Source organism: Microvirga sp. CF3016 (assembly GCF_036314085.1).
Classification (GTDB): domain Bacteria; phylum Pseudomonadota; class Alphaproteobacteria; order Rhizobiales; family Beijerinckiaceae; genus Microvirga.
Genome location: NZ_JAYGGM010000001.1, coordinates 71,395 through 91,309 on the forward strand (window position 1 = coordinate 71,395; position 19,915 = coordinate 91,309).

The 19,915-nt window shown below is 63.4% G+C and carries 23 protein-coding genes; 10 read left to right on the forward strand and 13 right to left on the reverse strand.

Features of this window, described 5'->3' with window-relative positions; translation table 11 throughout:
- Positions 1-9: 9 nt before the first annotated feature.
- Positions 10-1,068: a DUF808 domain-containing protein gene (locus tag VB672_RS00430; RefSeq protein ID WP_329782190.1), complete on the reverse strand. Its 1,059-nt coding sequence runs from the start codon at positions 1,066-1,068 to the stop codon at positions 10-12.
- Between the two features lie 201 nt (positions 1,069-1,269).
- Between VB672_RS00430 and VB672_RS00435 the strand changes: the two genes are divergently transcribed.
- Both VB672_RS00435 and VB672_RS00440 read left to right on the forward strand, forming a co-directional pair.
- Positions 1,270-3,450, forward strand: coding sequence for an esterase-like activity of phytase family protein (locus VB672_RS00435; RefSeq protein ID WP_329782191.1), 2,181 nt, complete (start codon positions 1,270-1,272; stop codon positions 3,448-3,450).
- Positions 3,451-3,768: 318 nt separating this feature from the next.
- Positions 3,769-4,770, forward strand: a complete 1,002-nt coding sequence (locus VB672_RS00440) for a LysR family transcriptional regulator (RefSeq protein ID WP_329782192.1) — start codon at positions 3,769-3,771, stop codon at positions 4,768-4,770.
- Here the strand turns inward: VB672_RS00440 and VB672_RS00445 are convergent.
- Both VB672_RS00445 and VB672_RS00450 read right to left on the reverse strand, forming a co-directional pair.
- Positions 4,767-5,009, reverse strand: coding sequence for a hypothetical protein (locus VB672_RS00445; protein WP_329782193.1), 243 nt, complete (start codon positions 5,007-5,009; stop codon positions 4,767-4,769). The genes VB672_RS00440 and VB672_RS00445 overlap by 4 nt on opposite strands.
- Positions 5,006-5,587: a hypothetical protein gene (locus VB672_RS00450; protein ID WP_329782194.1), complete on the reverse strand. Its 582-nt coding sequence runs from the start codon at positions 5,585-5,587 to the stop codon at positions 5,006-5,008. The genes VB672_RS00445 and VB672_RS00450 overlap by 4 nt, the downstream gene beginning before the upstream one ends.
- 415 nt (positions 5,588-6,002) lie before the next feature.
- Here VB672_RS00450 and VB672_RS00455 point away from each other — a divergent pair, with 415 nt between their 5' ends.
- Complete coding sequence (locus VB672_RS00455; RefSeq protein ID WP_442931881.1) at positions 6,003-6,308, forward strand: helix-turn-helix domain-containing protein; 306 nt, start codon at positions 6,003-6,005, stop codon at positions 6,306-6,308.
- 215 nt (positions 6,309-6,523) lie between these two features.
- On the opposite strand, the gene VB672_RS00460 is transcribed toward VB672_RS00455, so the two are convergent.
- From VB672_RS00460 to VB672_RS00475, 4 genes are all read right to left on the reverse strand, one after another.
- Entirely contained in the window at positions 6,524-7,093 is a 570-nt protein-coding gene (locus VB672_RS00460) for a fasciclin domain-containing protein (protein ID WP_329782196.1), read from the reverse strand.
- A 138-nt stretch (positions 7,094-7,231) separates the two neighbouring features.
- Entirely contained in the window at positions 7,232-7,450 is a 219-nt protein-coding gene (locus tag VB672_RS00465; protein ID WP_329782197.1) for a hypothetical protein, read from the reverse strand.
- A 62-nt stretch (positions 7,451-7,512) separates the two neighbouring features.
- The gene (locus VB672_RS00470; RefSeq protein WP_329782198.1) at positions 7,513-8,244 is read right to left on the reverse strand and encodes an anti-sigma factor; all 732 of its coding nucleotides are present in this window, start codon (positions 8,242-8,244) and stop codon (positions 7,513-7,515) included.
- Positions 8,241-8,786, reverse strand: coding sequence for a sigma-70 family RNA polymerase sigma factor (locus VB672_RS00475; protein ID WP_329782560.1), 546 nt, complete (start codon positions 8,784-8,786; stop codon positions 8,241-8,243). Before VB672_RS00475 ends, VB672_RS00470 begins: the two co-directional genes overlap by 4 nt.
- 182 nt (positions 8,787-8,968) lie before the next feature.
- On the opposite strand from VB672_RS00475, the gene VB672_RS00480 reads away from it, so the two are divergent.
- The gene (locus VB672_RS00480) at positions 8,969-9,748 is read left to right on the forward strand and encodes a DUF4394 domain-containing protein (protein ID WP_329782199.1); all 780 of its coding nucleotides are present in this window, start codon (positions 8,969-8,971) and stop codon (positions 9,746-9,748) included.
- 49 nt (positions 9,749-9,797) lie between these two features.
- Here the strand turns inward: VB672_RS00480 and VB672_RS00485 are convergent, their stop codons facing one another.
- Positions 9,798-10,187, reverse strand: coding sequence for a DUF3775 domain-containing protein (locus VB672_RS00485; RefSeq protein ID WP_329782200.1), 390 nt, complete (start codon positions 10,185-10,187; stop codon positions 9,798-9,800).
- 134 nt (positions 10,188-10,321) lie between these two features.
- Here VB672_RS00485 and VB672_RS00490 point away from each other — a divergent pair, with 134 nt between their 5' ends.
- From VB672_RS00490 to VB672_RS00500, 3 genes are all read left to right on the forward strand, one after another.
- Complete coding sequence (locus VB672_RS00490) at positions 10,322-11,092, forward strand: C13 family peptidase (protein WP_329782201.1); 771 nt, start codon at positions 10,322-10,324, stop codon at positions 11,090-11,092.
- Between the two features lie 98 nt (positions 11,093-11,190).
- Positions 11,191-11,532 carry a DMT family protein gene (locus VB672_RS00495; RefSeq protein ID WP_329782202.1) on the forward strand — a complete coding sequence of 114 codons (342 nt, stop codon included), beginning with the start codon at positions 11,191-11,193 and terminating at the stop codon, positions 11,530-11,532.
- 9 nt (positions 11,533-11,541) lie between these two features.
- A complete protein-coding gene (locus VB672_RS00500; protein ID WP_329782203.1) occupies positions 11,542-11,862 on the forward strand; it encodes a YnfA family protein in 321 nt (106 codons plus the stop codon).
- A 6-nt stretch (positions 11,863-11,868) separates the two neighbouring features.
- Here the strand turns inward: VB672_RS00500 and VB672_RS00505 are convergent, their stop codons facing one another.
- The 4 genes from VB672_RS00505 to VB672_RS00520 form a co-directional block, all read right to left on the reverse strand.
- Positions 11,869-13,008, reverse strand: coding sequence for a PQQ-dependent sugar dehydrogenase (locus VB672_RS00505; RefSeq protein WP_329782204.1), 1,140 nt, complete (start codon positions 13,006-13,008; stop codon positions 11,869-11,871).
- Between the two features lie 82 nt (positions 13,009-13,090).
- Positions 13,091-13,282: a hypothetical protein gene (locus VB672_RS00510; protein ID WP_329782205.1), complete on the reverse strand. Its 192-nt coding sequence runs from the start codon at positions 13,280-13,282 to the stop codon at positions 13,091-13,093.
- A gap of 140 nt (positions 13,283-13,422) precedes the next feature.
- The gene (locus VB672_RS00515) at positions 13,423-13,836 is read right to left on the reverse strand and encodes a VOC family protein (protein WP_329782206.1); all 414 of its coding nucleotides are present in this window, start codon (positions 13,834-13,836) and stop codon (positions 13,423-13,425) included.
- Positions 13,837-13,974: 138 nt separating this feature from the next.
- The gene (locus tag VB672_RS00520; RefSeq protein WP_329782207.1) at positions 13,975-14,955 is read right to left on the reverse strand and encodes a Bug family tripartite tricarboxylate transporter substrate binding protein; all 981 of its coding nucleotides are present in this window, start codon (positions 14,953-14,955) and stop codon (positions 13,975-13,977) included.
- Positions 14,956-15,079: 124 nt separating this feature from the next.
- On the opposite strand from VB672_RS00520, the gene VB672_RS00525 reads away from it, so the two are divergent.
- Entirely contained in the window at positions 15,080-16,282 is a 1,203-nt protein-coding gene (locus tag VB672_RS00525; protein ID WP_329782208.1) for a pyridoxal phosphate-dependent aminotransferase, read from the forward strand.
- Positions 16,279-16,557, forward strand: a complete 279-nt coding sequence (locus VB672_RS00530; RefSeq protein WP_329782209.1) for a hypothetical protein — start codon at positions 16,279-16,281, stop codon at positions 16,555-16,557. The genes VB672_RS00525 and VB672_RS00530 overlap by 4 nt, the downstream gene beginning before the upstream one ends.
- A 180-nt stretch (positions 16,558-16,737) precedes the next feature.
- On the opposite strand, the gene VB672_RS00535 is transcribed toward VB672_RS00530, so the two are convergent.
- Positions 16,738-18,981, reverse strand: coding sequence for a hypothetical protein (locus tag VB672_RS00535; RefSeq protein ID WP_329782210.1), 2,244 nt, complete (start codon positions 18,979-18,981; stop codon positions 16,738-16,740).
- Positions 18,982-19,391: 410 nt separating this feature from the next.
- On the opposite strand from VB672_RS00535, the gene VB672_RS00540 reads away from it, so the two are divergent.
- Positions 19,392-19,865, forward strand: coding sequence for a DUF992 domain-containing protein (locus VB672_RS00540; protein WP_329782211.1), 474 nt, complete (start codon positions 19,392-19,394; stop codon positions 19,863-19,865).
- Positions 19,866-19,915: the final 50 nt, after the last annotated feature.

Genomic DNA, 19,915 nt, shown 5'->3' on the forward strand with positions numbered 1-19,915 from the left:
CGAAGGTGGTTATACCGTATGCTTCTCGGCCTTCCGGCCTCCGCCCCGCAGCGCCTTGATCAGCGGCACGGCGACGAAATGGATGAGCGGGATCAGGAGAGCGCCCAGCACCAGTCCGAAGATGCCGGAGGCCGCTGCGGAGACGAGCCACTCGAGGAAGCCGCCGAGTGCCGGAACGGCATGGGCGGCCGCCACAGCCACATCGTGGATGGCATGCCCCAGCCAGTCTAAGCCGTAGCCCTCCATCCCGTGAATGATGATGCCGCCGCCCACCCATACCATGGCAGCAGTGCCAATGATGGCAAGAAGCTTGAGCAGGACCGGCATGCCCTTCACGAGCCCCCGTCCGAGGGCCTGCGTCAGGGGGGCCATGGCCCGGTCGCCGCCGGAGGGGGACACGCCCGGCGCGGCACGACCCAGGAGGCGGGAGAGGGGGCGTCTGCTGGCCGCCATGGCGACGCCGGCATCGTCGGCCTTCACGATCAGGGCCACGGTGCCATAGACCGCTGCCGTGATGCCGATGCCGACGACCGCGAGCACCACGGCCTGCATCCAGATCGATCCCACCGGGATGCTCGCCAGCGTGATGGCCATGATCTCGGCCGAGAGGATGAAGTCGGTCTTGATCGCGCCGCTCACCTTCTCGTTCTCAAGGCTCTGCGCCGTCTGCGTGGCTTCGCTGACGGCAGCCTCGTGCTCGTGCGCCTTGTGCGGAAACAGCGCCTCGAACACCTTCTCCGAGCCCTCGTAGCAGAGATAGGCGCCGCCGATCATGAGCAGGGGCGTGATCGCCCAGGGGGCGAAGAGGCTCAGCAGCAGGGCCGCCGGCAGCAGGAAGATGAGCTTGTTCTTGAGGGAGCCCAGGGCGATCCTGCCGACGATGGGCAGTTCGCGCGCGGCGGAAAAGCCTACCACGTAGCGCGGGGTCACGGCGGCATCGTCGATCACCACGCCGGCCGCCTTCGCGCCCGCTTTTGCGGCCTGCAGCCCCACATCGTCGAGCGAGGCGGCGGCCACCTTGGCGAGTCCCGCAATGTCGTCCAGCAAGGCGATGAGGCCGATGCTCATGAAGGCTCCTGTCGAAAGTGTCCAAGCGTGACTGCCGCTCGATGGGCAACAGCTATCGTTCGCATTCGGTTTCGACAACGCCCGACGGAGGGATTTGGTGCAAAAGGGCTCAGTTTCCCCATCGGCCCCAATTGTCATCGGCCTGTCATGGGCGGAGCGCATGAGGATCCGGCTAACCTTGACCGTCTTGCGGGGGATCCCATGCACCGTTCCTTCATCATCGGCTCGCTCGCAGCCGCACTCCTGTCCGGCACGGCGCTCGGCGCCTCCGCGGCGGAGTATTTCGACCGCATCGCGAGCTTCCCCATCACGGCGAATCTGCCGAAGGACGCCGATCAGAAGGCCGACACCGTGGCCGAGATCATTGCGGCGAGCGAGGACGGCAAGCTGCTGATCTACACCGACAGCCCGCGCAAGGCGCTCGGCTTCATCGACATCACCGATCCGGCCAATCCCAAGGCCGGCGGATCGCTCGCCGTCGGCGGCGAGCCCACCTCCGTGAAGGTCGTGGGCGGCAAGGCCTATGTGGCCGTCAACACCTCCGAGAGCTTCACCAGCCCGAGCGGCAAACTCGTCACCGTGACCCTCGCCGACCGCAAGATCACGGCGGAATGCACGCTGCCGGGCCAGCCCGACTCCGTGGCCGCCAATGCCGGCGTTCTCGCCATCGCCATCGAGAACGAGCGCAACGAGGAAGTCAACGAGGGCGCGCTTCCGCAATTGCCGGCCGGTTCGCTTGTGGTGGCTTCCCTCAACGGCGATCAGGTCGATTGCGCGGGGCTCAAGACTGTGAGCCTGACGGGTCTCGCGGCGGTGGCCGGCGAGGATCCGGAGCCCGAATACGTGGACGTGTCCGATGAGGGCAAGGTCGTCGTGACCCTGCAGGAGAACAACCACATCGCCGTGGTCGACGGCAAGACCGGCGCGGTCGAGGCGCATTTCTCCGCCGGCAGCGTGGATCTCAAGGCCATCGACACCAAGAAGGACGGAAAGATCGAGCTCACCGGCTCCATGGAGAAGGTCGTGCGCGAGCCCGACGCCGTGCACTGGATCGATAACAATCGCTTCGTGACGGCCAACGAAGGCGACTGGAAGGGCGGCTCGCGCGGCTTCACCATCTTCAACAGGAACGGCAGCGTCGCCTATGAATCCGGCGCGAGCCTGGAGCACGAGATCGTCGCGCTCGGCCATTATCCGGACAAGCGCAACAAGAAGGGCGCCGAGATCGAAGGGGTCGAGACGGGGCGCTTCGGCAGCGACAACCTGATCTTCGTCGGCTCCGAGCGCGCGTCGGTCGTGGCCGTCTATCGCGACACCGGCACCGCGCCGGAACTCCTGCAGGTGCTGCCCACCGGCATCGGACCGGAAGGGCTGATCGCCATCCCGTCGCGCAACCTCTTCGTGGCCACCAGCGAAACGGATCTGCACGGTGAAGGCGGGGCCGCGCCGCACGTGATGATCTACCAGCGCGCCGAACGTCCCGCGCCCGCCTACCCGACAATCCGTTCTTCGAAGAACGCTGACGGCCTGCCTGTCGGCTGGGGCGCGCTCTCAGGGCTCGCGGCGGATAAAACACAGGCCGGCAGGCTCTACGCGGTGACGGACAGCGTCTATGGCGGCGCGCCGCGCATCCTCACCATCGACGCCGCGAAGAAGCCCGCGCTGATCACCGCCGAAGCGCTCGTAACGCGCAACGGCGCGGCGGCGGAAAAGCTCGATCTCGAAGGCATTGCGACGGCTGGCGACGGCTTCTGGCTCGCCTCCGAAGGCAATCTGGACAAGGGCGTGAAGAACCTGCTCGTCCGGGTCGATGCCAAGGGCGCGATCCAGGAGGAGATCGCCGTTCCGGCGGAACTCGAAAAGGGCGCGAAGAACTACGGCTTCGAGGGCGTCACGGTCACCGGCTCCGGTGCTGACGAGACCGTGTGGCTCGCGGTTCAGCGCGAATGGGCGGACGACGGCAAGAACGCCGTGAAGCTCCTCGCCTACAAGCCGTCGGACAAGAGCTGGAGCGCCGTGCGCTATCCGCTCGACAGCACCCAGGTGGGCTGGATCGGCCTGTCCGAGATCACCGCTACGGGCGATCGCGTCATCATCATCGAGCGCGACAACCAGATCGCCGAGAAGGCGACGATGAAGAAGCTCTATGCGGTGTCTCTCGCGGACATGAAGCCCGTGAAGCTCGGTGGCGAACTCCCGCTCGTGCAGAAAACCCTGGTGCGCGATCTTCTGCCCGATCTGAAAGCCGCCAAGGGCTACGTGCTCGACAAGGTCGAGGGCTTCGCCGTCGATGCGGCGGGCGATGCCTACATCGTCACCGACAACGACGGCGTCGACGATTCCTCCGGCGAGACGCAGTTCCTCAAGCTCGGCAAGCTGTGAGCGTTTGCGACGAATCTGATTGAAGGAAAGGGCCGCTCGGATGCGGCCCTTTTCGTTTCGCACAGCCCTGCGACGTGAGGGAGGTGAGGGTCCACGCGATCCTTGGCCCGATAACCATGAGCATAGTTCGGAGGAACTGTATTGAAAGGCAGTTGCTCCGAGGGCTCATTTGCGACGTCAGAGCAGCTGATGTCAGCTCATAGGAATATCGTCATGTGCGGTTCTTAAGGAAGCTTCGACCTTGATGTACGGTATGAACTGTGTCACCTAGTAGTAGATAGGTTCTATATCAATAAACTTATACGTGTATAGAGGAAAATGGAACCGTTCGGCTACCACAACCGCACGTCGCTAGACGATGAGAGTATCTTAAGTGGTCAGTTCTGGGGTGAATTGCGGGTCTTCCTCGCAGTTGCGAAGGCGAAGTCATTCAACCGTGCCGCGGAAATCCTCAACACGAGTCAGCCTACAGTCAGTCGCCAAGTCAAAAGGCTGCAGGACCAGATGGGGTCTCAGCTCTTCGTTTCGACGAAGCACGGGGTCAAGCTAACCGTAAAAGGGCAGGCATTGGCTCAGGCTTTGAGCCGGCTTGATCACTCGTTGTATGCTCTGACGACCGATCTGAAAGCCGAAACCAAGGATGCGGAGGGGATCGTCCGGATCAGCATCACGGACGGCCTGAACACCTTCTTTGTGGCGCCTGCAATCCCCTCGTTCTCCGTGGACCATCCGAAGATCCAATTGCATCTCAAGAGCCCGATGAATGTCGTCAATCTGCGCGAGAATCAGACCGACATGATGATCGGGTTCAGCCCCGTTGATGCGACGGATGTCTCGGTGCGGCAGCTTGGCTATCTGCACTTCATTCCAATCGTCGCAAAATCGTACATTCATCAATTCGGAATACCGACGGGTTCAAACCTTTCGAAACATACCTTCCTGCAGTCCGAGCTTTACAGCAATAAAGCCAGACTGTGGGAGGCATGGAACCACGTCGTGAGCCAAGGAAGGGTCGTTCACGCTTGCGACAACTCAATGGCTTACGGAATGCTCGTGAAGGCAGGCCTCGGTATCGGGCTTCTCGGAAGCTATGTGGTTCTGGAGCCCAATGCCGTTCCCCTGAGCTTGGATGTGAAGATCGACATTCCTCTGTATGCTCTGGCCCTGACGGAGCGCTTGGATTCACGGCCAGTCAAGATCGTCTTCGACTGGCTTTGCGAGATCTTCAGCGAGACCAATCCTTGGTTCAGCTCTGACTTTCGCCTGCGTCATCCGGCAAACCAATTCGACGACGGGATCAAGAAGCTCTTCAACATCTAGGTACGTCGAGAAAGGTACTCGTTGCTGATTTTTTCCGAGAAGTTCAGATAGGTATTCGCGACATCTTCGAAAAGCTCCGCGAGTTCCAAGGGTAGCTCTTGCCCTTCAAAAAGCAATTTGTCGAACATCATCGTATGAAGGGTCACAGCCTCCTGCAGCTGAGAGCGAAAATATTCAGTCGGAGTTGCCGAACTTTGGGCGGGGAAATCAGGAAATGCGGGTCGAGATTGGGGCTTCATGGTTCGATGGCCTCAAATTTCGAAGGGGTATCCCACGAGCCCTCGATGCGAGTGAGAACAGCGGCATCAGTTTCGACGGATATGGCATCGGATGGAGGGATTAGCTCTTTGATGAGCTCAATGTAGGGCGCCTCATGAGCCTCAAAGAGCAAAGGCTTCTTGCCGCTCGCGTGCTTGAAGCCCAGCATTGTTCGCCATAACCGTGCAAGCTTTGGATTGGCATGGGTAATGACATGCCGATAGCCTTTGCGTGCGATATGTTCAAAAATGAATTCTGCCGCTCTCTTGATAATTCGAGGATCTCTCCACGCCTTTCGGAAGCTCGTACGCTCCATTTTGGCGAAGTCCTTGAACCATCTGATCCGGGCTGCTCCAATCGGCTCGTCACCCGCATAAACAACGACATGAGTTGCTTGGTAGTCATTGCCATCATAAGCTTGCCTCGCAGGCATGCCGGTCTCTTCCATGAAGCAGATTGCCCGAATTGCATAGGCATGTAGAAGTTGTTCAGGAGTAGTAACGATCTCGACGCGAATCGAATTGTCATGATTGAAAGAGTAGGGGGTGGTTTCTTGCATGAACCGACCTTCTGGTGCGTACGGAGGAACGATCGCAATGAACACTGCACAGAGTGCTGCTTGAAGCCCCAAAGATGTATCGCGGTTCTACATCTATGTTGAACAGATATTGCCAATGACCAAACGCAATAGTCGTAGGCACATAAGCCTAGCCAAATTATGTCAGGAGGCAGTTGATCGCTTTGGAAGTGATTGGCCGAAGATCAACGATTACGTTGCGGAAAGAATACGGACGATGTCAGCTGCCGATCGACAGAGGGTCGCTCTTGAAATCAAGCGCACGACTAATTTTTACGTTCCGCCGTATTCGAAGGATGTGCACTGAGAGCAGACAGTGAGTAAGGCGCAGAGATCACCCAGTGACGTTGACCGGTATATCGGCTGTCAAATTCGGCTCAGGCGTATGGCAGTCGGAATGAGTCAGGAGAAGCTCGGCGAATCCATCGGAATCACGTTTCAGCAGGTGCAAAAATACGAGAGGGGGATGAACCGGGTAGGGGCGGCTCGCCTTCAGAGCATTGCTCATGTTTTAGGATTGTCCATCGATTGCTTCTACCCAAACTCCGGGACCCAGCCCCAGCCTTCCGAAAATATGAAAACGCTGTTCAAGGTTGCTGACGATGAAGACGCGACCAAACTGCTCGAGGCATTTGCGAGCATCAAAAAGAAAGGCTTGAAGAAAAATATCCTTGAACTGGTGGAACGTATAAGCAGGCTGTAACCCACCTTCCGTATTCCTTTCCGTCGTACGAGCCTGGTGCTTTCGGGACTGATCCGATGCTTCCTCTTTGAATGAGATCATCATGCGGAAAACCGGGTCCACTTTTCGCTGACGCGGCCCTCTGGGTCCGCACGATGCTCTAAAGCTCGCGGCACGAACAACACCGCAGAGGGCTGTTCGACAACAGCCCTCTGCGTGCATTCTGACGATGACGATCAACCCGGCAGCAGAACGGTATCGACCACGTGGATCACGCCGTTGGATTGCATCACGTCGGCGATGCTCACCGTGGACTTGCCGCCCTTCTTGTCGGTGATGGTGAGCGTGTTGCCGGACGGCGTGACGGTCAGCATCTCGCCCTGCACCGTCTTCAGCATGGCCTTGCCGCCGCCTTCCTTCACTTTCGCGACGAGATCCTGGGCCGTCATCTTGCCTGCCACCACGTGATAGGTGAGCACGCCCGTGAGCTGCGCCTTGTTCTCGGGCTTCAGGAGCGTATCGACCGTGCCGGCGGGCAGCTTGGAGAAGGCCGTGTTGGTCGGCGCGAAGACCGTGAACGGACCTTGGCCCTGAAGGGTCTCGACGAGCCCCGCCGCTTTGACGGCGGCCACCAGCGTCGTGTGGTCCTTCGAATTGACGGCATTCTCGACGATGTTCTTCGACGCATACATCGGGGCGCCGCCGACGGTCTTGGTCTGCTCCTGCGCCGTCACGGGCAGTGACAGCACGAGAGCCGAAGCCGAGAGCGCAAGGGCGGCGGTCATGCAGGCGATGCGAATGTTCATGGATCGTGTCCCTGAATTGGTTGGAGGAGGATCCCGGCGTCTGGGCCGGAGACCGAAGGCTCAACCTTCAGGGCGGCTACCCCGCATGATGGCGTTTGGATGCGGGATCGCGATTGTGTGAAGAGAAATTTTTCGGGGTCAGGCGGTGAACGCCGTCGGACCCCTCAGATATGCCTCGATGCGGTCGATCTCGACCTCGGTTTCATCCGAAGGCTTGGCCTGCTGCGTCTCCGTGACGGGCTGAACCTCGGCGGGATCGTTGATGGGAGTGATCTCGTTGAGAGCAGCGTTGACGGCCTGCAGAAGCTCGCTCTGCTCGTCGTCGTCCGGACTCTCCGGCGGCTGGCGCGGAATCATGGGATCCTCCTTTGGGATTAGCCGAAAGTATCAACTTGATCCGTGTCACAAATAGGGCGCCGTCACAGGGCCGTCGATGCTGTTCCCTTCATGACGACGGGGCCGGTGGGCTGTCCCGTGGGCGAGCCGGCCAGGGGTTCGACCGATATCGCAAAGAGTTGATCGGAATGCGGCTGCGGCAGGTTCTGGAGGTTCAGGAGCACCGTCTTGGCCGTGTGGACGACGCCCACCGAGACCGGTGCGCCCGCCGGGTCGGGGAAGGTCCAGACCTGGATCGAATGGTTGTGCGGGATCTGCATGTCGCCGAGCGGGGTGAGTTCCGCGCGGCCGTCGGCGAAGGTACGCAGCACCGCGCCCGGCTGGTTGGTCTCGCTCATGAGCACCGCCACCAGGACGGGCTGACGGGAGGCCTTGACGGCGAAGAAGCCCAGGCCCGCCGCAAGCAGGAGGGCCGCCATCGCGCCGGCGAGCCCGAAGCTGCGCCAGAAGCGCAGGCTGGTCCAGAGACCCTGCAGGAGACCCGGCGATTGCACGGCCCGGACGGGCGCCGGGCGACCGGCCGCGGCCGCCGGTTGCGTCTCGATCCCCGCCTCGATGCGCTGCCAGAGGGGCTCGCCCGGCGGCAGGTCGGCTGCGGTGTCGTCCCATTCGGCGAAGCGCTGGCGCCATTGCTCGACGAGGACCTGGAAGGCGACGTTCGTGGCCAGAAGGCGCTCGGCCTCACCGCGCTCTTCGCCCTCCAGGAGGCCGAGGACATGTTCGGCGGCCATGCGGTCCTGATCGTCGCGCGTCATGCCATGCACTCCCGCAGCGAGATTAGAGCACGGCGGATCCATGACTTAATCGTGCCGAGCGGCACGCCGAGACGTCCGGCGAGCTCCCCGTGGCTGAGGCCGTGGATATAGGCCAAGGTGATCGCCTGGCGCCGTGCGGGCTCCAGGCGCTCCAGGCAGCGCTTGAGGCTCCCGGTATCCGACAGGCGCAGCATCACGGCCTCGGCGTTCTCCTCTCCGCTCACGAGCCCCATGGGCTCGAAATCCTCCACCAGATCCGTTCGGTTTTCGCCGCGCAGGATGTTGAGCGCACGGTTGCGCAGGATCGCGTAGAGCCAGGAGCGCGCTTCGCCCCGGTCCGGATCGAAGCCGTCCGCCTTGCGCCAGACTTGAAGAAACGTGTCGTGCACGGCTTCCTCGGCCAAGGCCCTGCGCCGCAGCAGGCGCATGGCGACACCCAGCATCCGCGGCGCTTCGCTGTCATAGATGGCGCGCAAGGCCCGGCGGTCGCCCTTCGCACATTGGCCGAGGGCGTTGTTCAGGTCCAAGGCCGGGGAGGCCATCTCCCCCAGCACTGCCTTCACGCGAGATCTCCGTTTCCACCTGCCGGCAATACACCGGCTCCCGGCGTCTGGATGCAGAACCGCCGAAATAATTCACGCCCCCTGCATCCATAGAGGATCGCGGCGGGTATGCGCAATGCCGGTCGCGACCGACCGGCGCTCTCAGCCGGAGGAAATTCATCATGAAGTTCACACCATGGGCCGCGGCTCTCGTCGGGTCGGCTCTGCTGGCAGGTGCCGCTCACGCACAAAGCGTCGCCGCCCTTGTCGGGGACGACACGATCGCCATCGTCGATGTGGCGGGCAAGAAGGTCGACAGGTCGATCAAGATTTCCGGTCTCTCCGGCACGCTCATCGGCATCGACGTTCGCCCGGCCGACGGGATGCTCTATGGCGTCGTCGCTGACGGAACGGTGGTGACGGTCGATCCGGCGACCGGCAAGGCGACGATGAAGTCCAAGCTCGACACCATGCTGTCGCCGGGCACCATGGCCACCGTCGATTTCAACCCCGTGGCGGACAGGCTGCGGATCATCGGCTCGGACGGCATGAACCTTCGCGCCAACGTGGAGGACGGCAAGGTCACCAAGGACGGCCAGCTGAAGTTTGCCGAAACCGACATGCACAAGGGCAAGATGCCCAAGGTCGTGGCCGGGGCTTATACCAATTCCATGAAGGGAGCCAAGGAAACGACACTATACGACGTCGAGGCCAACGGCGTGCTGGTCAAGCAAGCGCCGCCCAATGACGGCGTGCTCAACTCCGTCGGCATGCTGGGAGTGGAAGCGGGCGCCATTGCCTTCGACATCGTGTCCACAGACGCCATGAACGAGGGTTGGCTGATGAACGGCAAGACCCTCTACAAAGTCGATCTCACAACCGGAAAAGCCTCTGAGGTCGGAATGATCTCCGGCGTCAACGGAACCGTTCGGGACATTGCCGCGATGCCGAAGTCCATGTGATCGAGCAGCGCCAAGGGAGCTTCAATGGGAACTTGGCGCGATCTCGGCCTCAGGCGCAGCTGCGCCCCATGGCGTTGAGGCCCTCGTCCAGCAGGTCGGCAAGGTTCGGGATGCCGATGAGCCAGTCGGCGGTCGAGAGCGAGCTCGATTCCTCGCGCTCCCGGGCGAGGCGCACGGCGGCGCCCCATTCCTCGGGCTCCATGTCGCCGCGGCCGATATAGACCAGCGCGATCAGGTCGGCGCGCTCGTCGTCGTTGAGGCCCGCGATCACGTCGCGAAGCTCGTCTTCCGTGGCGTCGTCCGGCGAGGAGGTGAGGGCGTCGATGCTGCCGTCGTCGATCGGGTTCGAGCCCGACGCCGGATCAGTGATGCCTTCCTTCACTTCAATGGCCCTGACCCGGAGAATGAGTTCGCAAACCTTGTCGAGCGCGATATCCATAAAACCCTCTTGGAATGAATCTTGACGGGACTGACAGGGAAACCCGGAAGAGGGGATTCGGTTCAGCACCGTGCGTAGGCCCCTGGCGCTGAAAGACTGTTGCGCATAGAGTAGACCGAGGTTGGGATGGTTTCATGCGTCGGTTGATCGCTTCCTGTGTGCTGGGGCTCCTCGTCGCCCTCAACGTGCCGGCCCAAACCTATGGCCAGACGGCTCGCAGGGCCGAGCCTGTCGGACTGGCGCCGCAGCGTCCGGGGCAAACCGACGTCTATGTTCTCTCCTTCGGTCTTTGGGGGCCGCAGAGCGTGTTCGAGAGCGAGGCCAAGGGGGCGGCGCGCATCCTCGAGACGCAGCTCGACGCGAAGGGACGCTCCATCGTCCGCTTCAACACGAAGCGCCGGGCCGGTGCGACGCCGCAAGCCCTGATGGCGGCCGCCACGGCTGCCGGGCAGGTTCTCGATCCGGCCGAGGACATCGTGGTGCTCGTCCTCACCTCCCATGGGGCGCCGGAGGGCATCGGTCTGGTGGCCGGGCGCGATGCCCGCCTCATGACGCCGGGCGACGTCAGGCAGCTGCTCGACCGAACCAGGGCGCAGCACCGGGTCGTGATCGTCTCGGCGTGTTATTCCGGCGTCTTCGCTCGGGAACTGGCCGATGCCCGGACCCTCGTCATCACGGCGGCAGCCGCCGACCGGCCGTCCTTCGGCTGCCGCGACGGAGCGACCTGGACCTATTTCGGCGATGCCTTCTTCAACAAGGCCCTGCGCGGGGAACGCCGCCTGGATGTGGCCTTCGAACGGGCCCGCGGTCTCGTCACCCAGCGCGAGCGGCGCGAGGGCTTCGATCCGTCCAACCCGCAGATCGCCGGAGGAGCGCAGGTGCTGGAGCGTCTCGGCGCCCGGTAGCGTCGCGCCCATCCGGCAACTTGACACTTCGGCGCGAAGGAATAGGGCAGGGCGCAGCTTTCTCCTCTTCCTGCCTCCTCTCTCCTCCGGTCCTTCCCATGAATCCCCACACCGCGCCCGTCCTGATGCTGATCGCATCGAACGTCTTCATGACCTTCGCCTGGTACGGGCATCTGAAGTTCAAGACGTCGCCCCTCTGGATCGCCGTCATCGCCAGCTGGGCCATCGCCTTCGTCGAGTACTGGTTCGCCGTTCCGGCCAACCGCATCGGCTCGGCGGTCTATTCGGCGGCGGAACTGAAGACCATGCAGGAGGTCATCACCCTGGTGGTCTTCGCGATCTTCTCGGTGCTCTACCTGAAGGAGCCGCTCGGCTGGAACCACCTCGTCGGCTTCGGCCTCATCGCCGCGGGCGCGGCCTTCATCTTCCAGGGACGTTGATCCGAGGCCATGGCGTTCCTCGTCTATGCGGGCGCGGCGCTGGCCGAGATCGCCGGGTGCTTCTCGTTCTGGGCCTGGCTGCGGCTCGACAGGTCGCCCCTGTGGCTCGTGCCCGGCATGGGAGCGCTTGCTCTCTTCGCCTTCCTGCTGACGCTGGTTCCGGCCGACGCCGCCGGCCGAGCCTATGCGGCCTATGGCGGCGTCTACATCGTCGCGTCGATCCTGTGGCTCTGGATCGCCGAAGGGGCGCGGCCCGACCGCTGGGACATCGCCGGCGCCGGGATCTGCGTCATCGGCGCGGCGCTCATCCTGTTCGGGCCGCGCGCCTGAAACCGCTCACGTCGCCGGCTTCATCCGCAGGATGCGGCCGTTACGGGAATCCGTCAGGAGATAGACGAAGCCGTCCGGTCCCTGGCGCACGTCGCGGATACGCTCGCCGAGCTGCTGCAGCATCCGCTCTTCGCCGGTGACCCGGTTGCCGTTGGTCTCGAGCCGGGACACGAGCTTGCCGGCGAGCGCCCCGACCAGGATGCTGCCGCGCCAGGCCGGGAACTTGTCGCCCGTGTAGAAGGCCATGCCCGAGGGGGCAATCGACGGGTCCCAATAATAGACCGGCTGCTCAAGGCCGGGCTTCTTCGTGCCCTCGCCGATCTTGGCGCCGGAATAATCGACCCCGTAGGAGATGACGGGCCAGCCGTAATTCCTGCCCTTCTGCGGGATGTTCACCTCGTCGCCGCCCCGCGCCCCGTGCTCCACGGTCCAGAGTTCCCCCGTCGTCGGATGGAGGGCGGCCGATTGCAGGTTGCGGTGGCCGAGGGACCAGATTTCCGGCCGGGCATCCTCCCGGTTCAGGAACGGGTTGCCCGGCGCGGCGCCGCCGTCGGGCTTGATGCGGACGATCTTGCCGATGTGGTTCGCCGGGTTCTGGGCCTGGTTTCGCAGGTCGAACCGGTCGCCCAGCGTCACGAAGAGATGGCCCTCGCGGTCGAAGACGAGGCGGGAGCCCCAGTGGTTGTTGCCCGTATGGGTCGGCTCTTGGCGGAAGACGACCTGGACGGCTTCGAGGGCCGTCCCGTCCACGTTGAGGCGCCCGCGCGCCACGCTGGTGCCGGCGCGGCCTTCGCCGCGATCCTCGGCATAGCTCAGATAGACGAGACGGTTCTGCGCGAAGTTCGGATCGACGGCGACGTCGAGAAGGCCGCCCTGGCCGCGCGCCGCAACACGCGGGACGCCCTGGACCGGTTGCGAGAGCTTGCCGTCGGCGTCGACGATGCGCAGGCGGCCGGGCCGTTCGGTCACCAGCATGCGATTGTCGGGCAGGAAGGCGAGACCCCAGGGATTTTCGAGATTGCGTGCGGCCGTCTCGACGATCACCTCGACCTTGTCGGTGCGAAAGCGCTGGGTGTCCTGGGCCAGGGCGGAAGGAATGGCGCCGAGTGCAAGGGCGCAGGCCAGGGCGATACGGGGGCTCAGCATCTGGGAATCTCTCCGTCGTTCCGATGCCGGAGAGCTAAACTTCCAGGAGAGGCGGTCAACCGTGCCGCCGTTCACTCACGCGTTATCGCGGTGAATAGACGTGGATGGCTTTCGTGTCCTGAGCCGAGAGGGTCTGTGTGGTGGCCATGACGGAGAGCGTGGCAAGGCCCAGCAGCATGACCAGGGCCAGCGAGCAGCGGCTTTCCTGGCGCGGATCGAGCCGGTGGACGCGGGAGGAAACGTGATAGGCGTTTCTTGGTCGTATGGTCTTCATGGGTCCGATCCCCTGCAACCGAAGGGTGCTTGCAGGAAAAACCTGTGTGATTCAAGAAAGTTCCCGCCCTGTCCGAAAGTGTCGCATCGGGATTTCGGGCTAAGTATCGGCGTTAACGAATCATTAACCATTGTGGCAGGCTAGACCCGCGCTTTCGGGGTGACGACCACCGACTCCGCCGACCGCTCCGCCGGCCCGTGATGGACCGCCTCGATGTTGTGCCCGTCCGGGTCGAAAGCGAACGCGGCGTAGTAGCCTGGATGATAGGACCGTTCTCCCGGCCCGCCGTTGTCGCGCCCGCCCGCGCCGAGGGCCGCCGCATGGAAGGCGTGGACCGCTTCCCTGTCCCGTGCCTGGAAGGCGATATGGACGCGCGAGCCCGGCCCGTCCGCCCGGTCCACCCACAATTCGTCGCAGGCGAAATGCTCCGGGCTCTCGGAGGTGAACGCGCGGCCGAGGGCCTCCAGGACGGCACGGTAGAAGCGCCGGCTCGCCTCGAGGTCCGAGACCCGCAGGTGAACGTGGTCGATGAGGCGGCCTTGGTGGAACGGCATGTGGTCTTCTCCAACAGGTTCGCGAGGGTGTCATCCCCGGCGATCCGCAGGATCGGGAAGGGGATCTATGGCATAGCGTGTGCGGGTGGATTCCCTTCCCCTCCGCCGCGCTCCGGCCGGGAATGACACCTGGCAGATTCACTCGGCCCTGATGCCGGCCGCCTTGATGATCTCGGCCCAGGTCTGGATTTCCTTGGCCAGATAAGGCTTGAAGGCCTCCGGGTCGCGCACGTTCAGGGTGAAGCCGAGCTTGGTGATGCGCTCCTTCACGTCGGGCCTGTTGAGGATCGCGATGATCGTGCCCGACAGCTTGTCGAGGACAGGCTTGGGCGTGTTCACCGGGGCGAAGAAGGCAGCCCAGGATTCCGCATCCGCATCGGTGATGCCCTGCTCGCGCAGGGTGGGCACGTCCGGCGCCTGCGGGTTGCGCTGCGGGCTCGCGATGCCGATGGCGCGCATCTGGCTGGCCTGGAACTGGGACAGAACGCTCGGCAGGGTGGAGTTCGACACGTCGATGCGGCCTCCCATGAGCTCCGTCACCAGGGGAGCGGCGCCCCGGAACGGCACATGGGTCATCTTGATGCCCGTGCGGGCCATGAAGAGCTCGGTCGCCAGATGCGAGCCGGAGCCGACGCCCGTCGAGCCGTAATTGAGCTTGCCTGGGTCCTTCTTGGCGATCTCGATCAGTTCGGGAATGGTCTTGGCCGGAAGGTCGTTCTTGACCACGAAGACGTGCTCGAAGGCGCCCGCACCGGCCAGCGGCGCGAAGTCCTTCACCGCGTCGTAGCCCGGCTCTTTGAGCAGGAACATGTTGTTCCCGTGGGTCTGGTTGTTGCCGAACACGATGGTGTAGCCGTCGGGCTCCGCCTTGGCGACCGTCCGGGTGCCGACCGCGCCGGAAGCGCCGGCCAGGTTCTCGACGATCACGTTCTGCCCGAGGGACTTGCCCATCTCCTCCGCCACGATGCGGGCGATCACGTCGGTCGGCCCGCCGGCCGGGTAGGGCACCACCATCTTGATGACGCGGTTCGGGAAGTCCTGCGCGGAGGCTACGCCGGCGAAGAGGGCCGCGCCGGCAACGAGGCCGAGCGCGAGGCGGCGGGTGACGGATGTGCTCATCGGAAAAGGCGTCTCCTGGAAAAACCCGTTTGAGGCAGGCTGTTTTGCTTGCTTGGGCGGCTTGGCCGCATTAGGGTCCGCCGCCGTCACGGTCCCTTTCTAACGCCCCGCTCGGAGGATTCCCATGGGCTTTTTGTCTGACGCCCTTTCCCGCATCAAGCCGTCTGCGACCATTGTCATCACGCAGAAAGCGCGGGACCTGAAAGCCCAGGGGCGGGACGTGATCAGCCTTTCCGTCGGCGAGCCGGATTTCGACACGCCCGACCACATCAAGGAAGCGGCCATTGCGGCCATCCGGCGCGGCGAGACCAAGTACACGCCGGTCTCCGGCATCGTGCCGCTGCGCGAGGCCATCGCCCGCAAGTTCAAGCGCGAGAACGGCCTCGACTACAAGCCCTCGCAGACCATCGTGTCCACCGGCGGCAAGCAGGTGATCTACAACGCGCTGCTCGCGACGCTCAATCCGGGCGACGAGGTCATCGTCCCGGCGCCCTACTGGGTGTCGTATCCCGAGATGGTGGGCCTGTGCGGCGGCACGCCGGTCTTCGTCGACTGCACCATGGAGCACAATTTCAAGCTCCAGCCCGAGCCGCTCGAGCGCGCCATCACGCCGAAGACCAAGTGGATCATCCTCAACTCGCCGTCGAACCCGACGGGCGCGGCCTATACGCGCGCCGAGATGAAGGCGATCACCGACGTGCTGATGCGCCATCCGCACGTGTGGGTGCTCACCGACGACATGTACGAGCACCTGACCTACGGCGATTTCGAGTTCGTCACCCCCGCGCAGGTCGAGCCGAACCTCTACGAGCGCACGCTCACCATGAACGGCGTGTCGAAGGCCTATGCCATGACGGGCTGGCGCATCGGCTACGCGGCGGGCCCCGAGCATCTCATCAAGGCCATGGACTTCGTGCAGGGCCAGCAGACCTCCGGCGCCACCTCGATCGCCCAATGGGCCGCCGTGGAAGCCCTCGATGGGCCGCAGGATCACCTGAAGGTCTTCAAGCAGGCGTTCCAGGAGCGCCGCGACCTCGTGGTCTCCATGCTCAATCAGTCGAAATACCTGAAGTGCCCGATGCCGGAAGGTGCCTTCTACGTCTATCCGTCCTGCGCCGAGGCCATCGGCAAGACCGCGCCGTCGGGCAAGGTGCTGGCGACGGACGAGGACTTCGTGTCCGAGCTCCTGGAAGCGGAAGGCGTCGCCGCCGTGCACGGCTCGGCCTTCGGTCTCGGCCCCAACTTCCGCATCTCCTACGCCACGTCGAACGCCGCGCTGGAAGACGCCTGCCACCGCATCCAGCGCTTCTGCGGATCGTTGCGATGATTGATCTGCCGCGGACCTTCCATCCGGATCCTGCGGCCGAGCCTTACCGGGCCAATCCCGCCTCCACGCACCGCGTGAAGTTCGACGCCCGCGTCGACTTCACCAATGGCGGCTACGTGGAGGCGAAGGACTTTCTCCTCGACATCGAGGGTGACCATGTCGCGCCCGAGCGCTTGGCCGAAATGATCGTCTCGGCTATGAATCTTCTTCGCGCCGGCCCCGTGACCATCACGGCCATGCGCATCGTGAAGCGCGGCGAGCATCAGGATGGGTGACGTTGCCCTCTCTCCAGGACGGAGAGGAGAAGGCCTGCGATCCGTTTCTCGTGAGCCACTGACGTCCATTCATCTCCCACGTCATGGCCGGCACAAGGCCGGCCATGACGTGGGAAGGATGATAGTGGCGGGCTTGTACGGGCGCGGCGCTTTCCATCAGCAGAATGGCCGACCCGTCTCCTACAGCACGAACCAGCCCTTCTGGAGGTCGAGCGCGCCCTTGAGCTTGATCACCGCTTCCGCGGACTTATCGTTGTCCGTGTTGAGATAAACGTACGTTGCGCTCTTCGTCTTCTCGACGCGCAGCTCGCCCGCCTTGCTGAAGCCCTTCGGGCCGATGAACGAGAACTTCTGGTCGCCGCTCTTTCGCGTGTTGGCATCGATCGCCTTGAGGTCGATCCGGTCGCTCTGCCGGCGCGAGAAATCGAGGATGTAGTCGGCCCGGCTCTTCGACGCGCTCGTGTCCCGGTCGTCGAAGGCGAACACGTCGCGCCCCGAGCCGCCGGTGAGATTGTCCTTGCCGAACCCGCCGATGATCCGGTCGTTGCCCACTCCGCCGGAGAGCCGGTCGGCGCCCGCATTGCCGGTGAGGATGTTGGCGAGCGCATTTCCCGTGAGCGTCACGCCGGCAGCACCGTTTGCGGCGGTGAGGTTCTCCACCTCGGCGAAGGCAGCCAGCGAGAAGCTGCTGCTTGCCAGGATGCTGTCGATGCCGCCGCCGGCGGCTTCGACGATCGTGTCCGCTCCATCGGCGACATAGGTGTCGTCGCCATTGCCGCCGTTCATCACGTCGGCGCCAGCGCCGCCGTCGAGCCTATCGTTGCCGCCTGCACCGTTGAGGATGTTGCGGAAGGCATCGCCGGTGAGGACGTCGCTGCCCTGGCCGCCCGTGAGCGTGTCGGCGAGGTTCGTGTTGCGCACGATCGTGCCAGTTGCGAGATCGACGGTGTGCGCCACGTTCCAGGTCAGGGCGCCTTCGACCAGGGTGACGACGGCATTCTTGGCGCCGGTGGTTGCATAGGCGTGGTGCAGGCTGACCTTGCCGGCGACAGGCGCCTGGGTGGTGCTGGTGCCGTCGCCCCAATTGATGCTGACGCTCGACGCGTTGCCGACGCCCAGCGTCGTCTCGATGAAGCGTCCGTCCAGGATGGCCACCGCGTTGGCCTTGTACAGCAGGTTGACCAGGAAGAGGTCCGCTTGGTTGTTGCTGTCGGCGGGAGCGAGATTGGAGGCCTCGTTGGAGAACACCACGAAGCGCCCATCCGGACTGAACTGAGCCGTATAACTAGCGGCGTTAGCCTGAGCTCCGTCTACTGCTGCGGAGAGGAGTGTGACGGAGCCGGTGGTCAGATCCTTGACGAAGATGTGGTCATTTCCGTTGGTGCCGCCGGCAACGAGATTGGAGGCGCCGCTTGTGAACACCACATAGCGCCCGTCCGGGCTGAGCCGAGCATTATTGCTGGTATCGTCTGCTTGAGTCCCATCCGCCGCGGTCGAGAGGCGGGTGATCTCGCCGGTTGTCAGGTCTTTAAGAAAGATATCGGCGCGATCGTTGGTGTCGCCGGCAACGAGATTGGAGGCGCTGCTCTCAAACACCACATACCGCCCGTCCGAGCTGACCTGAGCGTTAGTGCTACCGTTGTTCGCCTGCGTTCCATCTGCGGCAGTGGAGACTCGGGTAATAGCCTGAGTGTCCAGGTTCTTGAGGAAGATGTCGGTGCGATTGTTGGTATCGCCGGCAACTAGGTCGGACGCGGTGCTTTCAAACACCACAAAGCGCCCGTCCTGGCTGATTGCAGGGTTGGAACTATAGCCTGTTGCCTGTGCGCCATCGACTGCGGTGGACAGGCGAGTGATGGCCTGGGTGTCAAGGTTCTTGCGGAAGATGTCGCGTTGCCCGTTGGTGTCGCCAGCGACCAAGTTGGACGCGTCGCTCGAGAATATGACGTAATGTCCGTCTGGGCTGAATTGCGCCTGGTAGCTGCCGTCGTTCGCCTCTTCATCTTGCTCCGTTAGGGAGAGGCGGGTGATCTCGCCGGTTGTCAGATCCTTGCGGAGGATGTCGAAGCGATTGTTGGTGTCACCCGCAACCAGATTGGAAGCACCGGTCATGAACGTCACGTACTGTCCGTCCGGGCTGAACCGAGGGGCGTAGCTACTGTCGTTTGCCTGTGTGTTGCCTGCGGTCGAAAGGCGGGTGATCTCGCCGGTTGTCAGGTCTTTAAGAAAGATATCGGCATAATTGTTGGTGTCGCCGGCAACCAAGTTATTGGCGTCACTCTCAAACACCACATAGCGTCCATCTAGACTGAACTGGGGAGCACGACTTTCGGCATTTCCTCCCGTGCCATCGGCTTTGGTTGAGATCCAGCTCTGAATCAGGTCGCTCGTCGGCTTGAAGACGGATTGCACGGACAGGAACATGGTCGGCCTCTCAATCAACAAAAAAGCGGCCCCCCAGCCGCCTCTTAATGTTACGTTGTATAGAGGCAAGTCTTCCCTTGGGCTACTCTCCGAAAAGAGAGGCCGACAGCGTCATTGCCGTCGCAGGCCGGACGGAGGTCCGAGGCTGGCTCGTCGATCTCGCCCTCAATCTGACGGGATGGCTCAAAATGTCCTGTGCTGCTCCTCCCTCGTCATCACCGGCCTCGTGCCGGTGATCCCGATTGGAGAAGCGCGGCGCTTCAATTCATCGGGATGGCCGGGACAAGCCCGGCCATGACGGCCGAGAAGGACGACACTGAGCCACGATCCAAAGTCCCTGTCCGCCGTATGGAACGCCGCCGCGGCTTGGCCGTTGACCGCTAAGCTTGACCACGCTCCAGGAGATCCCCATGCGCCGCGCCGCTCTGTCCGTTGCCGCTCTTGCCATACTTGCTTCGCTCGGGGCCACCGAGGCCCAGGCGCAGAACCGGGGGCGGGTCGGGGTCCTGTCCTGCAGCGTGTCGGGCGGGATCGGGCTCATCGTCACCTCGCAGAGAACAACCCTGTGCACGTTCAATCCGCGGCGCGGGCCGAACGAGCGCTATGTGGGGTCGATCCGCCGGTTCGGCCTCGACATCGGGGCGACCCGTGGCGGTATCCTCACCTGGGCGGTGTTCTCCCGCGGCAGCGTGGCGCCCGGATCGCTCGCCGGCAGCTATGTGGGCGGGGCCGCCGAGGCGACCGCCGGAGCCGGCGTCGGGGCCAATGTGCTGGTCGGCGGCTCGAACCGGAGCATCTCGCTCCAGCCCGTCTCGGTGGGCGGCCAGACCGGCTTCAACTTCGCCCTCGGCGTCGCCGATTTCGAGCTGCGCCGGGCCAGGTAGGGACGGCGGGTCTCACCACCTTCATCACGGGGCCTTCTCAGACCTGCCAC

Bases quoted from the DNA above. Each gene is read 5' to 3' on its own strand.
- VB672_RS00430 (WP_329782190.1), bottom strand. From the start codon at position 1,068: ATGAGCATCGGCCTCATCGCCTTGCTGGACGACATTGCGGGACTCGCC.
- VB672_RS00435 (WP_329782191.1), top strand. From the start codon at position 1,270: ATGCACCGTTCCTTCATCATCGGCTCGCTCGCAGCCGCACTCCTGTCC.
- VB672_RS00440 (WP_329782192.1), top strand. From the start codon at position 3,769: ATGGAACCGTTCGGCTACCACAACCGCACGTCGCTAGACGATGAGAGT.
- VB672_RS00445 (WP_329782193.1), bottom strand. From the start codon at position 5,009: ATGAAGCCCCAATCTCGACCCGCATTTCCTGATTTCCCCGCCCAAAGT.
- VB672_RS00450 (WP_329782194.1), bottom strand. From the start codon at position 5,587: ATGCAAGAAACCACCCCCTACTCTTTCAATCATGACAATTCGATTCGC.
- VB672_RS00455 (WP_442931881.1), top strand. From the start codon at position 6,003: ATGAGTCAGGAGAAGCTCGGCGAATCCATCGGAATCACGTTTCAGCAG.
- VB672_RS00460 (WP_329782196.1), bottom strand. From the start codon at position 7,093: ATGAACATTCGCATCGCCTGCATGACCGCCGCCCTTGCGCTCTCGGCT.
- VB672_RS00465 (WP_329782197.1), bottom strand. From the start codon at position 7,450: ATGATTCCGCGCCAGCCGCCGGAGAGTCCGGACGACGACGAGCAGAGC.
- VB672_RS00470 (WP_329782198.1), bottom strand. From the start codon at position 8,244: ATGACGCGCGACGATCAGGACCGCATGGCCGCCGAACATGTCCTCGGC.
- VB672_RS00475 (WP_329782560.1), bottom strand. From the start codon at position 8,786: ATGGCCTCCCCGGCCTTGGACCTGAACAACGCCCTCGGCCAATGTGCG.
- VB672_RS00480 (WP_329782199.1), top strand. From the start codon at position 8,969: ATGAAGTTCACACCATGGGCCGCGGCTCTCGTCGGGTCGGCTCTGCTG.
- VB672_RS00485 (WP_329782200.1), bottom strand. From the start codon at position 10,187: ATGGATATCGCGCTCGACAAGGTTTGCGAACTCATTCTCCGGGTCAGG.
- VB672_RS00490 (WP_329782201.1), top strand. From the start codon at position 10,322: ATGCGTCGGTTGATCGCTTCCTGTGTGCTGGGGCTCCTCGTCGCCCTC.
- VB672_RS00495 (WP_329782202.1), top strand. From the start codon at position 11,191: ATGAATCCCCACACCGCGCCCGTCCTGATGCTGATCGCATCGAACGTC.
- VB672_RS00500 (WP_329782203.1), top strand. From the start codon at position 11,542: ATGGCGTTCCTCGTCTATGCGGGCGCGGCGCTGGCCGAGATCGCCGGG.
- VB672_RS00505 (WP_329782204.1), bottom strand. From the start codon at position 13,008: ATGCTGAGCCCCCGTATCGCCCTGGCCTGCGCCCTTGCACTCGGCGCC.
- VB672_RS00510 (WP_329782205.1), bottom strand. From the start codon at position 13,282: ATGAAGACCATACGACCAAGAAACGCCTATCACGTTTCCTCCCGCGTC.
- VB672_RS00515 (WP_329782206.1), bottom strand. From the start codon at position 13,836: ATGCCGTTCCACCAAGGCCGCCTCATCGACCACGTTCACCTGCGGGTC.
- VB672_RS00520 (WP_329782207.1), bottom strand. From the start codon at position 14,955: ATGAGCACATCCGTCACCCGCCGCCTCGCGCTCGGCCTCGTTGCCGGC.
- VB672_RS00525 (WP_329782208.1), top strand. From the start codon at position 15,080: ATGGGCTTTTTGTCTGACGCCCTTTCCCGCATCAAGCCGTCTGCGACC.
- VB672_RS00530 (WP_329782209.1), top strand. From the start codon at position 16,279: ATGATTGATCTGCCGCGGACCTTCCATCCGGATCCTGCGGCCGAGCCT.
- VB672_RS00535 (WP_329782210.1), bottom strand. From the start codon at position 18,981: ATGTTCCTGTCCGTGCAATCCGTCTTCAAGCCGACGAGCGACCTGATT.
- VB672_RS00540 (WP_329782211.1), top strand. From the start codon at position 19,392: ATGCGCCGCGCCGCTCTGTCCGTTGCCGCTCTTGCCATACTTGCTTCG.